Source organism: Duffyella gerundensis (assembly GCF_001517405.1).
GTDB classification, from domain to species: Bacteria; Pseudomonadota; Gammaproteobacteria; order Enterobacterales; family Enterobacteriaceae; genus Duffyella; species Duffyella gerundensis.
Window position 1 is genome coordinate 26,734 of sequence record NZ_LN907827.1, and the last position, 14,951, is coordinate 41,684.

The window sequence follows — 14,951 nt, forward strand, 5'->3', positions numbered from 1 at the left end:
GAGAGTTTGAACAGATGAAAAAGATTTGGTTGGCGCTGGTTGGCCTGATGCTGGCATTCAGCGCCTCAGCGGCGCAGTTCACCGATGGTCAGCAATATATCACCCTGGATAAACCTGCCACTGGCGAGCCGCAGGTTGTGGAATTCTTCTCATTCTTTTGCCCTCATTGCTATCAGTTCGAGCGTGTTTATCACGTCAGCGAGACGGTGAAGAAAAATCTGCCGGAAAACGTTAAGGTGACGAAATACCACGTTGAGTTTTTAGGCGGCGAAATGGGCAAAACCGTTACTCAGGCCTGGGCTGTTGCCATGGCGCTGGGTGTGGAAGATAAAGTCGCGGCGCCCATTTTTGACGGTATTCAGAAAACCCAGACCATTACTGATGCTGACAGCCTGAAAGATACCTTTGTTAAAGCTGCAGGCATCACGCCAGCCGAGTATGATGGTGCCTTCAACAGCTTTGCGGTTAAAGCATTGGTCGCACAGCAGGAAAAGGCCGCGGTAGATGTCAATCTGCAGGGCGTGCCGGCGATGTTTGTTAATGGCAAATATATGGTGAATAACGGTGGTCTTGATACCAGCTCAATGGATACCGTAGCACTGCAATACGCTGACGTAGTAAAATTCCTCGTCGCGAAAAAGTAATATTTTTATCATCAAACGCATCAGTTTTACTGGTGCGTTTTTTTATGCCGGCATTTTGCCGCTGGGTAAATAAATAGCCCTAATGCGAAAATTTTTTTGCCGAATACGGCATTAAAAATTAACTGTGCAAATTTAATATCCACATTGAAGTAAATCACGATTTATGCTCGCACCAGTCAATATATTTGTACAGGCTATTGATTTTAATCAGTTATATGTTTTAGTAAAATCTATATTATTGTAAGTCACAACAGGCTTGCAAATTTACGCACAAACTTATCCACAGGATGATCCAAAGGATCATCTCTTTCCTCGCTGCCCGTTCGCACTCTTTTATGCCGGTTGTTTTATCTTTTCTTGTCAGCTGTGGCATGCTTGTCACAAACATTGGCAACGAAGACGTAATGACTTATGGCTCAAATAGCAGAAAACCCACTGATTCTGGTCGATGGATCATCTTATCTTTATCGTGCTTATCACGCTTTTCCCCCGCTGACTAACAGCGCAGGCGAACCAACGGGTGCGATGTATGGCGTCCTGAATATGCTGCGCAGCATGCTGCTGCAATATAAGCCGAGCCACGTTGCAGTGGTTTTTGATGCCAAAGGAAAAACGTTTCGCGATGAGCTGTTCGAGCATTACAAATCGCATCGTCCACCCATGCCGGACGATCTGCGTGCGCAAATCGAACCTTTGCATCAGATGGTAAAAGCGATGGGCCTGCCGTTGTTGGCCGTTTCCGGTGTCGAAGCTGATGACGTCATCGGTACGCTGGCCTTGCAGGCAGATAAAGCGGGTCGATCGGTGCTGATCAGCACCGGTGACAAAGATATGGCGCAGTTAGTTACGCCGAACATCACGCTAATTAATACCATGAGCAACAGCATTCTTGGCCCGGAAGAGGTCAATGACAAATATGGCGTGCCGCCAGAGTTGATCATCGATTACCTCGCACTGATGGGCGATGCCTCCGATAACATTCCGGGCGTGCCGGGTGTCGGTGAGAAAACCGCGCAGGCGTTGCTGCAGGGATTAGGCAAAATGACTGCGCTCTATGAGAATCTGGATAAGGTGGCCGCACTTGGCTTCCGCGGTTCCAAAACCATGGCGGCCAAGCTTGAACAGAATAAAGAGCTCGCGTTTCTTTCTTATCAATTGGCCACCATTAAAACCGATGTGCCGCTGGATCTGAGTTACGAGCAGCTGAACGTAGCTGAGCCGGAAGTCGATTCACTGCTTGCGCTGTTCCGTCATTATGAGTTCAAACGGTGGTGCAGCGATCTTGAAGAAGGGAAATGGCTGCAGGGTAAACGAGGCGGCGGTTTTACTGCGTCTGCTTCCGCTGTCGAAGCCGCGCCCGTCGTTGAGGCGACCAGCGTGCTCTCTGCTGACGGTTACGTCACCATTCTTGATGAAGAAACCTTCGATCAATGGCTGAAAAAAATCGCAGCCTGCGACGTATTTGCTTTCGATCTGGAAACGGATTCGCTGGACACGCTGACCGCTACTATTGTTGGCATCAGCGTAGCCGTTGCGCCGGGCGAAGCAGCCTATTTGCCGGTTGCTCATGATTATATTGATGCGCCACCGCAGCTCGATCGCGACTGGGTGCTGTCGCGCCTGAAGCCAATCCTTGAAGACAGCTCTGCCAGTAAAGTCGGGCAAAATCTCAAATACGATCGTGGCGTGCTGAAAAATTACGATATCGAATTACAGGGCATTAAATTCGATACCATGCTCGAATCCTACTTGCTGAACAGCGTTGTGGGCAAACATGACATGGATACGCTCTCAGCACGCTGGCTAAACCACAAAACCGTTACCTTCGTAGAGATTGCCGGTAAGGGCAAAAACCAGCTTACCTTTAACCAGATAGCGCTGGAGCAGGCTGCGCATTATGCCGCAGAAGATGCCGACGTCACGCTGCAGCTGCATCTGAAAATGTGGCCGGAACTGGAAAAGCAGACTGGACCGTTACGCGTTTTCAATGAGATTGAAATGCCGCTGGTCCCGGTGATTTCGCGTATTGAGCGAAACGGCGTGCTGATCGATCAGCATATTCTGGCCAGACATTCGCAGGAGCTAACGCTGCGCCTTGATGAGCTGGAGAAACAGGCGCACGAGCTGGCTGGCGAGCCGTTTAATCTCTCTTCTACTAAGCAGCTGCAAACTATTCTGTTTGAGAAGCAGGGCATTAAGCCAACTAAAAAAACGCCGGGCGGGGCACCATCAACCAGCGAAGAGGTGCTCGCTGAGCTGGCACTTGATTATCCGCTGCCTAAAGTGATCCTTGAACATCGCGGCTTATCGAAGCTGAAGTCGACCTATACCGACAAACTGCCGCAGATGATGAATCCGTTTACCGGACGCGTACATACCTCTTATCACCAGGCGGTAACGGCGACCGGCAGGCTCTCTTCAACCGAGCCAAACCTGCAAAATATTCCGGTGCGTAACGATGAAGGGCGTCGCATTCGCCAGGCATTTATCGCTTCGCCAGGCTGTCGCATTGTGGCAGCTGACTATTCGCAAATTGAGCTGCGCATTATGGCGCACCTGTCGCAGGACAAAGGTCTGCTACAGGCGTTTGCTGAAGGCGAAGATATTCACCGTGCTACCGCGGCTGAAGTATTTGGCAGCCCGCTGGACAAGGTCAGTGGTGAGCAGCGTCGCAGCGCCAAAGCGATCAACTTTGGCCTGATTTACGGCATGAGCGCTTTTGGTCTTTCTCGTCAGCTCAATATCGGTGCCGGCGAGGCGCGGAAATATATGGACCTTTACTTCGAGCGTTATCCTGGCGTGTTGCAGTATATGGAAAATACGCGCAAATTCGCCGCAGAAAAAGGGTATGTGGAGACACTGGATGGCCGTCGTCTGTATCTGCCGGACATCAAATCCAGCAATGCGATTCGTCGCAAAGCCGCCGAGCGTGCAGCGATCAATGCGCCAATGCAGGGTACCGCAGCAGACATTATCAAACGCGCCATGATCGAAGTTGATCGGTGGCTCCAGCAGCAGCCGGATGTGAAAATGATCATGCAGGTTCACGATGAGCTGGTGTTTGAAGTGAAAGAGTCCCTGCTGGATGAAGCCTGTGAGAAAATTCGCCAGCTGATGGAAAGCAGCATGCAGCTTGATGTGCCATTGCAGGTAGAAGTGGGCATTGGTGATAACTGGGATGAAGCGCACTGATTCCGTTATCGCGTTAGACCAGCAATAAGAAAACGCTCTGGTGATACGGTTTAGCCATGCCAATGCGCCATGGCCGATCGCTAACCGGCTAAAGCAGAAGCACTTTTCTAAAGTAAGCGCTACTGGCTGAATGTGTTTTTGTGATGAAGATTACAGAAACAGGCTTTTTTAATCTGGGCTAAATGCAAAAAATGCTTTTTCGCTCACAAAAAATCGGGTAAAGTTCGCGGCGTAGGGTACAGAGGTAAGATGTTCTATCTTTCAGACCTTTTACTTCACGTAATCGGATTTGGCTGAATATTTAGCCGCCCCAGTCACTTTTGTGACTGGGGCGTTTTTTATGGCTGCGCGGCAGGAAAGCGGTCGTTTATTCGCCCGTTTCCTCTTCCTGCGGCGGCTGGCTGAACCAGCTGTCGAGCTTCAGACGCAATTTATCAACGCCGATTTTCTTCAGGGATGAGAACATTTCCACCTGAATGTCGCCAACATAGGCTGCCGTTGCTTCCTGCACCACCTTCAGCTGCGCTTTGCGTGCGCCAGAAGCCAGCTTGTCCGCTTTAGTCAGCAGAACCAGCACGGAAATCCCGCTGGACACGGCCCACTGAATCATCTGTTGGTCGAGATCTTTCATGGGATGACGAATATCCATCAGCACCACCAATCCTTTCAGGCACTGGCGCATCTGCAAATATTCACCCAGCGCGCGCTGCCACTTTTTCTTCATCTCTTCCGGGACTTCGGCGTAGCCATAACCGGGCAAATCCACCAGGCGCACGCCTTCAACGACCTCAAACAGGTTAATGAGCTGCGTACGTCCCGGCGTTTTACTGGTGCGCGCCAGACTCTTCTGATTGGTCAGCGTATTCAGTGCGCTGGACTTACCGGCGTTTGAACGGCCTGCAAACGCCACTTCGATGCCGGTGTCGGCCGGTAAATGGCGGATGTCGGGCGCACTGGTTACGAAATGGGTTATATGATAATTCCAGGACAAAATGGCACTCCAGCTTAAGTCATAACAATTTGGCGGTGATTATACCTTGATTGGCGGAAAAGCGCCCGATGGGTTCCGATCGCATTACGTTGTGAGAGATTGGCTATGGTTTCTGTCAGTGATTAATATAATTATAAAAAAATTTGAAAAATAATTACTTAATTTTCAATTGATTGTGATTATTTTCGCTAGAGAAAATGTAATATTCGCTGGCGCTACCTTGTGAGTTGAACCAGATGGTCTACATTATTCACAGCGTCAGGTAGACGAGCTTCCTCAGGAAGCGCTCAGGGATAGCCCGGAAGGCAGCAGAGCAGGGAAAAAGGATGGGGTCTGAAGGAGAGACCGTCAGGGATAAGGAAGCGCTCGGGATGAGTGGACAGCAGACGGGATAAACCGGGATGTTGATTGCATAAAGGGATGTAAAGGATGACTGTCCTTCTACGGAAGGTACGAAAAAAGGCGACAGATTGCTCTGTCGCCTTTTTTCTTTGTCCGCTTTCTGCTAGATTCCGCCGCAATTCTATACTGAATTATCATTGCCGAGAGCCAACATCATGAAGCAACCTGCACGCGCGCCGCAGGGTAAGACCGCAGCGCCAAAAGCCAAGCGTAAATCGCGCGAAGAAATGAACGTTGAAGCACGCGATCGCAAGCGTGATAAAAAACACCGTGGCCATGCAGCGGGCAGCCGGGCTAATCCTGTTACCGAAGCCCAGAAGAAAGGCAACGGCAACAAAAAAGCCGATCCCCGTATCGGCAGCAAGAAGCCGATTCCGTTAATCGCAGAGGGCCAGCAAGCTGCGGTTAAAGCCAAACCGGTTGCAGAGAAAAAAGCCGCCGCCAAGCCGCGTCTGAGTCCGCAGGAAGAGCTGCAGATGCTCGAGAATGACGAGCGTCTGGATGCCTTGCTGAATCGTCTGGAAAGCGGTGAGAAACTCTCTGCTGAAGATCAGGCATGGCTCGATCAGACACTGGATCGTATCGACGTCCTGATGGAACAGCTTGGCATTGAGCTGGACGAAGAAGAAGAAGATGAAGCGGACGAAGATATGTATCGCCTGCTGAAAGGTAAAGATTAATTCAGCCTGATCATGATCGCGGCGGTGTTTTGACGCGGCGATCAGGAATCGCTTAATGATAATGATTTGGCCTGGATCAATTTTAGCGCTACTTCTTGCATGTTATCTGCTCTGGCTATTGTTTACACTACGGCGCCTGTCGCAGCTTAAGGTTTTGCTGCGACGGAGAGCCGTCAGACAAGCGCCTTCTTTACCCCCGCGTGTGCGACGGTCATCCAGACGACGCAACGGGAGAGAAGATGATGGCGGCACCGCAGATAGAGTGGGATCAGGCGCTGATAGAGAAATATAATCACGCCGGACCGCGTTATACCTCTTATCCCACCGCGCTGGAATTTAGCGAACAGTTTACCGACGCTGATTTTACCGCCGCGGCCAGCCGTTATCCTCAACGGCCACTTTCGCTCTACCTTCACATCCCTTTTTGTCACCGTCTCTGCTATTTCTGCGGTTGCAATAAAATTGTGACGCGACACCAGCACAAGGCCGATCGCTACCTTGATGTGCTGGAAAAAGAGATTCAGGCGCGTGCTCCTCTGTTCAGCCAGCGTACCGTGAGCCAGATGCATTGGGGCGGCGGCACGCCTACGTTCTTAACCACAACGCAGATATCGCGGCTGATGGCGATGCTACAGCAGCATTTTACCTTCGCGGCTACGCCGGAAATTTCCATTGAGATTGACCCGCGCGAAATTGAGCTCGATGTACTCGATCACCTGCGGGCTGCAGGATTTAACCGTCTGAGCATGGGCGTGCAGGATTTCAATAAAACGGTGCAGGAGAAGGTCAATCGCGTTCAGGATGAGAACGTGATTTTTGCGTTAATGGCACGGGCTCGTGCACTCGGCTTTGCCTCCAGCAATATCGATCTGATTTACGGCCTGCCAAAACAGACGCCCGAAAGCTTTGCCTACACGTTGCAAAAAGTGGCGGCACTCAATCCCGATCGCCTCAGCATCTTTAACTACGCGCATTTGCCAGCCATGTTTGCCGCTCAACGCAAAATTAAAGAGGCCGATCTGCCGGATGCACAGCAGAAGCTCGCCATCCTGCAGCAATCGATCGCCTCGCTCAGCGCAGCGGGCTATCAGTTTATCGGTATGGATCATTTTGCTCGTCCACAGGATGAGCTGGCCATTGCGCAGCGGGCAGGCAAGCTGCATCGCAATTTTCAGGGCTACACCACGCAGGGCGACAGCGATCTGCTGGGGCTTGGCGTTTCGGCCATCAGCATGTTGGGCGACAGCTACGCGCAAAATCATAAAGAACTTAACAGCTGGTACGATCGGGTTGAACAGCAGGGCAGCGGGTTATGGCGGGGCGTGATGCTGAATGAAGATGACTGCCTGCGCCGCGAGGTGATCAAATCGCTGATTTGCCATTTCACTCTTGATATCCGGGCGCTTGAACAGCACTGGTCCCTGAACTTCGCTGACTATTTTGCTCAGGATCTCGATTTGCTGACGCCGCTGGCAGAAGATGGGCTGGTGGAGATCGACGCAGAGCGCATCAACGTCACCACACGCGGACGATTGCTGATCAGGAATATCTGCATGTGCTTCGATCGCTATCTGCGCCACAAGGCACATTTGCAGTCGTTCTCGCGGGTCATCTAATAAAAAAGCGCCGGTGGGCAAACCCCGCCGGCGCTTTATTAATTGAAGAAACCGATAAGTGCAGCACAGAGCAGGGCGGCAACGGCTGCCTGAGGCGTATGGCTGATGCCGGGGCTCTGCGAAATGAGATGAATGAAGTAATCAAACATGTCAGTTCTCCCGTGTTCGTTCAGCATAATACTGAATGGCATCAGCCTGTAAAGATGCAATCGCGAAGAAAAAATGCGATCGCTTTTACCACCGAAGCAGGATTTTTTTAGCCTTCCCCGTTTACTCCATACCTAACTCTTTTAGCTTCCGCGTCAGCGTATTACGCCCCCAGCCCAGCAGACGCGCCGCCTCCTGTTTATGTCCCTGAGTATGGCGCAGCGCCGTGGTCAACAAGGTGCGTTCCATCTCGGGCTGAGCCTCGGAAAGCAGGTTTTGATGACCGGATCGCAGCGCGCGATCGGCCCACTGCGCCAGCAGCGTTGCCCAGTTATCCGGTAATGACTGCGAAGGGCTTTCCGTGGCCGAAGACTCAAACAATTCGCCGGGCAAATCCTGCGTCAACACTTCCTGACCGGCAGCCATCACCGTCAACCAGCGACAGGTGTTTTCAAGCTGACGAACGTTGCCTGACCAGTGCAGTCGCGTCAGGGCGGTTTCGGTATCCGGATGCAGAATCTTCGCCTCAACGCCCAGTTCACGCGCGGCAACCTGCAAGAAATAGCGTGCCAGGCGCGGGATATCTTCCCGGCGTTCTCTCAACGGCGGCAAATGAACGCGAATCACATTCAGACGGTGAAACAGATCTTCACGAAACTTACCTTCCTGTACGCGCATCTCCAAGTTCTGGTGGGTTGCCGCAATAATACGCACGTCAACTTTCACCGGTGCGTAACCGCCAACCCGATAAAACTGCCCGTCTGCCAACACGCGTAGCAGGCGTGTTTGTACGTCCATTGGCATATCGCCAATCTCATCAAGAAACAACGTGCCGCCATCGGCCTGTTCAAAGCGTCCCTGACGAATCTGATTAGCGCCGGTAAATGCCCCTTTTTCATGACCAAACAGCTCTGACTCAATCAGATCTTTGGGAATCGCCGCCATGTTCAGGGCGATAAAGGGCGCTTTCGCTCGCGGGCTGTGGCGATGCAACGCATGCGCAACCAGCTCTTTACCGGTACCCGATTCGCCGTTGATCAAAACGCTGATCGAAGAGCGCGACAGGCGGCCGATGATACGAAACACATCCTGCATCGCCGGTGCTTCACCGATAATGTCGGTGGTTGGCCCGCTTACTGGTTGATTACGCGGCTGCTGCTGTTCCTGATAATGGCTGATAGCACGTTCAACCAGCGCCACCGCCTCATCGATATCAAACGGCTTTGGCAGATAGTCAAAGGCACCCTGCTGATAGGCACTCACCGCCGCATCCAGATCGGAGTGTGCGGTCATGATAATCACCGGTAACATCGGATGCCGCTGCTTGATTTGCTTTAGCAGCGCCAAACCATCCATGCCGGGCATGCGGATATCGGACAGTAAAACATCGGGTGTTTTGGTGGCGAGCGCGTCCAGCACTTCATTGCCACTTTCGAACGTCGCGCAGGTCAAACCGGCTCCAGTAAGTGCACGTTCGAGCACCCAGCGGATGGAGCTATCGTCATCGACGATCCAGACTATCCCTCGTTGCATAGAAACCTCACTGGCGAATGGGCAGGAAAACCGAGAATTCGGTATGACCAGGCCAACTGTTAAATTCTATTTTTCCTGAATGCTGGTCAATCAGGCTGCGGGCGATAGAGAGGCCTAAACCGGTGCCTCCTTCGCGGCCGCTGACCATGGGATAGAACAGCGTATCTTGTAGTTGCGTCGGAATTCCCGGGCCATCGTCTTGAACATCAATACGCGCTGCCAGACGATAGCGAACGCCATGCAGGGTCAGCTGAAAAGCGGTGCGGGTACGCAGTGTAATCGTGCCGCCTTCGCTTCCCAGCGCCTGCAGCGCATTGCGCACCACGTTAAGTAGCACCTGTTCAATCTGGTCCGGATCGTGGGGCAGCTCTGGCAGGCTCGGATCGTAATCACGCACCAGCGACACATTCTCCGGTAGCTCCATCGACACCAGATTCACCACGCGCTCGGCAACCTGATGAATGCTTTGCGTAATATGCATGCCCGGCTGCTGCGGGCCTAACAGGCGATCGACCAGATTACGCAGGCGATCGGCCTGTTCGATGATCACTTTGGTATATTCAGTTAACGACGGATCGGGCAACGCTTTAGCCAGCAGCTGCGCTGCGCCGCGTAATCCACCGAGCGGATTTTTAATCTCGTGCGCCAGTCCGCGCACCAGGTCACGCGCCGCCACCTGTTGAGCGTGTTGAATCTGTTCCTGGCTGAGGCGACGCTGGTTATCCATCGGCGCCATTTCCATAAGGATAAAGCCGTCCGGCAGACGCTGCGCCGTAAGTGACATGATGTGCGCCCGGCTGTCGACCACCAGCGTCACTTCGCTGTCGGTGAAGCCCTGGCCTGCCTGTAAACTCTCATTCATAACATCAACGTTGAGCGAAAAATAACCCATCAGCTCAGGCAGCGGCGTGCCAAATAATTTACGTGAGCTTTGCGCCAGCAATTGCTGGGCCGCCGGGTTGGCGTAATGAATGACCAGTTCGTCATCGACCAATAAAATACTGTTGATCAATGAGTTAAGAATCTGCCCGGCATCGGGCAGGATGGATGTTGCCATACAGCGATCCTCTGCACTTTATTGGTGCATTATAGTCACAGCCTGATTTACCTGAGTTAACGCGGCAAATTTGTGGAGAAAAAAGCCCATCCGGAGATGGGCTGAATATTTCCACGGCAACAAGCGTCCTGACGTTTGCTGTGTCTGCCGCAGCGCCGGTAATGATTACCGTGCTGCGGCATGGCATCCGCCAGGCTTACTTCCGAATTACACGCTGTAGTACAGCTCAAATTCAACCGGATGCGGCGTCATGCGAACACGATCCATCTCTGCTTTACGCAGTTCGATGTAAGCATCGATAGATTCGTCGGTGAATACGCCACCGCGGGTCAGGAACTCGCGGTCCTCGTTCAGCGCATTCAGCGCTTCTTCCAGTGAACCCGCTACTTTTGGAATCTCAGCTTCTTCTTCCGGTGGCAGGTCATACAGGTTTTTGTCCATCGCATCGCCAGGATGGATTTTGTTGATGATGCCGTCCAGGCCAGCCATCAGCAGTGCAGTAAACGCCAGGTATGGGTTAGCCGCTGGGTCCGGGAAGCGCGCTTCGATACGACGCGCTTTCGGGCTGGCAACGACTGGAATACGAATAGATGCAGAACGGTTACGCGCTGAGTAAGCCAGCATAACCGGTGCTTCATAACCCGGGACCAGACGCTTGTAAGAGTTGGTGGTCGGGTTCGCCAGGGCATTAATCGCTTTAGCGTGCTTAATGATGCCGCCAATGTAGAACAGCGCCATTTCAGACAGGCCGCCATATTTATCGCCGGCAAACAGGTTGGTGCCGCCTTTTGACAGGGACATATGGCAGTGCATGCCTGAGCCGTTGTCACCAAACATTGGCTTAGGCATAAAGGTCGCGGTTTTGCCGTAGGCATGCGCCACGTTGTGCACGACATATTTGTAGATCTGAATTTCGTCTGCTTTCTTGGTCATGGTGTTGAAGCGGGTTGCCACTTCGTTCTGACCTGCAGTTGCCACTTCGTGGTGATGCGCTTCAACAACCAGACCCATCTCTTCCATGGTCAGACACATGGCAGAACGGATATCCTGAGAGGAATCGACCGGTGGCACCGGGAAGTAACCGCCTTTCAGACCTGGACGGTGGCCTTTGTTGCCGCCTTCATATTCTTTACCGGTGTTCCAGGCCGCTTCGATATCATCGATAGCCACGTGTGAACCGGAGGTTGAGGAGCCGAAACGGATATCATCAAACAGGAAGAATTCTGGCTCTGGCCCAAACAGCACGGTATCGGCGATGCCGGAAGAGCGCAGGTAATCTTCTGCACGCTTGGCGATAGAACGTGGATCGCGATCGTAGCCCTGCATAGTGCCCGGCTCAAGAATGTCACAACGGATGATCAGCGTAGGATCTTCAAAGAAAGGATCCATTACCGCCGTGGTCGCGTCAGGCATCAGCACCATGTCGGATTCGTTGATACCTTTCCAGCCACCGATGGAGGAGCCATCGAACATCTTGCCTTCTTCGAAGAAATCAGCGTTAACCTGGTGCGCCGGAATCGTAACGTGCTGTTCTTTACCTTTAGTATCGGTAAAACGCAGGTCAACAAACTTCACTTCGTTTTCGTTCATCATCGACAGAACGTGTTCAGCGGACATACTCAACTCTCCTGGAAATTGTATTGTTGTCGTGGTGTGAGAACTTTTTGGCGTTGAGGCGTAAAGCTGCGCATACATCCACCATAAATATCTCAGACAAGCTGTCAACCGTTGTGGAAACTGCTGTTTTCGCTTAATCCAAACAAAGCGAATTCTATGCCAACTTTCTTATTTGCTGAAAAAAGCGCTATTATGCGCCCTCAAGTGAAACGAATAATGCACCATGATGGAAGTCGCGCACCATCTTGGTGCCTCTGGGTGATTGATGGGCACCATTTTGGTGCAATCATGCTTTAAAGTGCAATTCTTGCACTGTAAAAGGTGCTGATGGCTAGTCCGAACGCAAATTTTTATTCAAATTTGTGATCCTGTTCAGTCCTTCGATTAATCCGTGTACAATAGCGCGCTATTTCTAATGCCTGAGGCAAAGCTGTGATCGAAAATTTGCGTAACATCGCCATCATCGCGCACGTTGACCATGGAAAAACAACCCTGGTCGACAAACTGCTGCAACAATCCGGTACCTTTGACGCGCGTACCGAAGCGACCGAGCGTGTGATGGACTCCAATGACCTGGAGAAAGAGCGTGGGATTACCATCCTCGCAAAAAATACCGCCATTAAATGGAATGACTACCGCATCAACATCGTTGATACCCCAGGACACGCCGACTTCGGCGGTGAGGTAGAGCGCGTAATGTCAATGGTGGACTCCGTGCTGCTGGTCGTCGATGCGATGGACGGCCCGATGCCGCAAACGCGTTTCGTGACCAAGAAAGCTTTTGCCCATGGTCTGAAACCTATTGTTGTTATCAACAAAGTTGACCGTCCAGGCGCCCGTCCGGATTGGGTTGTTGACCAGGTATTTGACCTGTTCGTAAACCTTGATGCTACTGACGAGCAGCTGGACTTCCCGATCATCTTCGCTTCGGCGCTGAATGGTATCGCGGGTCTGGAACACACCGACATGGCTGACGACATGACCCCGCTGTATCAGGCGATCGTCGACCACGTTTCTCCACCACAGGTTGAGGCTGATGCGCCGCTGCAGATGCAGATTTCGCAGCTGGACTACAACAACTACCTGGGTGTGATCGGCATCGGCCGTATCAAACGCGGCAAAGTGAAGCCAAACCAGCAGGTCACTATCATTGATAGCGAAGGCAAAACCCGCAACGGTAAAGTTGGCAAAGTGTTGGGTCACCTCGGTCTGGAGCGTATTGAAAGCGACATGGCTGAAGCGGGCGACATCATTGCGATCACCGGTCTGGGCGAGCTGAACATCTCTGACACCATTTGCGATACGCAAAATGTGGAAGCGCTGCCAGCCCTGAGCGTTGATGAGCCAACCGTAACCATGTTCTTTAACGTCAACACCTCACCGTTCTGTGGTAAAGAGGGTAAATACGTTACCTCTCGCCAGATCCTTGAGCGTCTGAACAAAGAGCTGGTCCACAACGTTGCGCTGCGCGTTGAAGAAACTGAAGATTCTGACGCCTTCCGCGTATCAGGCCGTGGTGAACTTCACCTGTCCGTTCTGATCGAAAACATGCGTCGTGAAGGTTTCGAACTGGCGGTATCCCGTCCGAAAGTTATCTTCCGTGAGTTCGAAGGCCGCAAACAAGAGCCATTCGAAAACGTGACCCTCGACATCGAAGAAACCCATCAGGGTTCTGTGATGCAGGCGATGGGTGAGCGTAAAGGCGACCTGAAAAACATGGATCCGGATGGCAAAGGCCGCGTACGTCTCGACTACGTGATCCCAAGCCGTGGCCTGATTGGCTTCCGTAACGAATTCATGACCATGACTTCCGGTACCGGTCTGCTCTATTCCACCTTCAGCCATTACGACGATGTTCGTCCAGGCGAAGTGGGCCAGCGTCAGAACGGCGTGCTGATCTCTAACGGCCAGGGCAAAGCGGTTGCGTTTGCGCTGTACGGTCTGCAGGATCGCGGCAAACTGTTCCTCGGTCACGGTGCAGAAGTCTATGAAGGCCAGATCATCGGCATTCACAGCCGTTCTAACGACCTGACCGTAAACTGTCTGACCGGTAAGAAGCTGACCAACATGCGTGCTTCCGGTACTGACGAAGCCACGACGCTGGTTCCGCCAATCAAGATGACCCTTGAGCAGGCGATCGAGTTTATCGATGATGACGAGCTGGTAGAAGTAACGCCACAGTCTGTGCGTATTCGTAAGCGCCACCTGAGCGAAAACGATCGTAAACGCGCATCGCGCGGCAGCAAAGAGTAATCTTGCGCTGACTGCTAAACCCCGGCCATGCCGGGGTTTTTTTTCGCCTGTTATCCGCTACGGGTAACGGTTTATTTCCTGCCACCGCGCTTTTTCCTCGCCTTCTTTTTGCCGTCCTGCACGCCACGCTCGCCTAAATTTTTCGCTTCAATTGTGACGACCTGTTCAGGGTCTGTTTTTACCGCTAGAGTGAAGAGTCACCGAAACAGGAGAGCGGGCCATGTTATACATTTTTGATTTAGGTAACGTCATTGTTGATATTGATTTCAACCGTGCGCTGGGCGTCTGGAGCGACCTCGGCCGTGTGCCTTTGGCCCTGTTACAGAAAGAGTTTCAGATGGGTGAGGCATTTGAACAGCACGAGCGTGGCGAAATCAGCGATGAAGCCTTTGCCGCCGCACTGTGCGATGAGCTCGGCATGGCGCTGAGCTTCGAGCAGTTTACCGCCGGCTGGCAGGCTATTTTCGTCGGCGTGCGCCCGGATGCGCTGCTGATAATGCAAAAACTGCGCGCGCAGGGCGATCGGGTAGTTATTTTATCGAATACCAACCGTCTGCACTGTGAGTTCTGGCCAACCCAGTATCCGGAGGTGCAGAAAGCCGCCGATGCGATTTATCTTTCGCAGGAGATGGGCATGCGTAAACCGGAACCGGACATCTTCCTCAAGGTGTTACAGCAGGAAGGCTTCAGCGCCGATCAGGCGGTATTTTTCGATGATAACCAGGCCAATATCGACGCGGCCACAGCGCTGGGCATCAACAGTGTGCTGGTAACGGATGCGAAGGTCATTCCTGGCTGGTTCGCAGGCCGACTGTAATC

General features: G+C 52.3%; 12 protein-coding genes. 7 read left to right on the forward strand and 5 right to left on the reverse strand.

Annotated elements, in window-relative coordinates:
* Positions 1-14: 14 nt before the first annotated feature.
* The 3 genes from dsbA (at position 15) to spfP (ending at position 4,133) form a co-directional block, all read left to right on the forward strand.
* Positions 15-644, forward strand: coding sequence for a thiol:disulfide interchange protein DsbA (gene dsbA, locus EM595_RS00125; protein WP_067435017.1), 630 nt, complete (start codon positions 15-17; stop codon positions 642-644).
* Between the two features lie 411 nt (positions 645-1,055).
* On the forward strand, positions 1,056-3,836 hold the full coding sequence (polA, locus tag EM595_RS00130) for a DNA polymerase I (protein WP_067426524.1): 2,781 nt from the start codon (positions 1,056-1,058) through the stop codon (positions 3,834-3,836).
* Positions 3,837-4,085: 249 nt separating this feature from the next.
* Positions 4,086-4,133, forward strand: a complete 48-nt coding sequence (gene spfP, locus EM595_RS21570; RefSeq protein WP_071892919.1) for a small protein SpfP — start codon at positions 4,086-4,088, stop codon at positions 4,131-4,133.
* 70 nt (positions 4,134-4,203) lie between these two features.
* Here spfP and yihA read toward each other — a convergent pair whose 3' ends face one another.
* A complete protein-coding gene (yihA, locus tag EM595_RS00135) occupies positions 4,204-4,830 on the reverse strand; it encodes a ribosome biogenesis GTP-binding protein YihA/YsxC (RefSeq protein ID WP_067426527.1) in 627 nt (208 codons plus the stop codon).
* Between the two features lie 554 nt (positions 4,831-5,384).
* On the opposite strand from yihA, the gene yihI reads away from it, so the two are divergent.
* The gene (gene yihI, locus EM595_RS00140) at positions 5,385-5,909 is read left to right on the forward strand and encodes a Der GTPase-activating protein YihI (RefSeq protein WP_067426528.1); all 525 of its coding nucleotides are present in this window, start codon (positions 5,385-5,387) and stop codon (positions 5,907-5,909) included.
* A 242-nt stretch (positions 5,910-6,151) separates the two neighbouring features.
* The gene (gene hemN / locus EM595_RS00145; RefSeq protein ID WP_067435019.1) at positions 6,152-7,525 is read left to right on the forward strand and encodes an oxygen-independent coproporphyrinogen III oxidase; all 1,374 of its coding nucleotides are present in this window, start codon (positions 6,152-6,154) and stop codon (positions 7,523-7,525) included.
* 38 nt (positions 7,526-7,563) lie between these two features.
* Here hemN and EM595_RS20990 read toward each other — a convergent pair whose 3' ends face one another.
* The 4 genes from EM595_RS20990 to glnA form a co-directional block, all read right to left on the reverse strand.
* Positions 7,564-7,674: a YshB family small membrane protein gene (locus tag EM595_RS20990; protein ID WP_157883828.1), complete on the reverse strand. Its 111-nt coding sequence runs from the start codon at positions 7,672-7,674 to the stop codon at positions 7,564-7,566.
* A 121-nt stretch (positions 7,675-7,795) separates the two neighbouring features.
* A complete protein-coding gene (glnG, locus tag EM595_RS00150) occupies positions 7,796-9,205 on the reverse strand; it encodes a nitrogen regulation protein NR(I) (RefSeq protein WP_067426529.1) in 1,410 nt (469 codons plus the stop codon).
* A gap of 7 nt (positions 9,206-9,212) precedes the next feature.
* On the reverse strand, positions 9,213-10,262 hold the full coding sequence (glnL, locus tag EM595_RS00155) for a nitrogen regulation protein NR(II) (RefSeq protein ID WP_067426532.1): 1,050 nt from the start codon (positions 10,260-10,262) through the stop codon (positions 9,213-9,215).
* Between the two features lie 207 nt (positions 10,263-10,469).
* On the reverse strand, positions 10,470-11,879 hold the full coding sequence (glnA, locus tag EM595_RS00160) for a glutamate--ammonia ligase (RefSeq protein ID WP_067426535.1): 1,410 nt from the start codon (positions 11,877-11,879) through the stop codon (positions 10,470-10,472).
* A gap of 432 nt (positions 11,880-12,311) precedes the next feature.
* On the opposite strand from glnA, the gene typA reads away from it, so the two are divergent.
* Both typA and yihX read left to right on the forward strand, forming a co-directional pair.
* Positions 12,312-14,132, forward strand: a complete 1,821-nt coding sequence (gene typA, locus EM595_RS00165) for a ribosome-dependent GTPase TypA (protein WP_067426537.1) — start codon at positions 12,312-12,314, stop codon at positions 14,130-14,132.
* 220 nt (positions 14,133-14,352) lie between these two features.
* Positions 14,353-14,949 carry a glucose-1-phosphatase gene (yihX, locus tag EM595_RS00170; RefSeq protein ID WP_067426539.1) on the forward strand — a complete coding sequence of 199 codons (597 nt, stop codon included), beginning with the start codon at positions 14,353-14,355 and terminating at the stop codon, positions 14,947-14,949.
* Positions 14,950-14,951 lie beyond the last annotated feature (2 nt).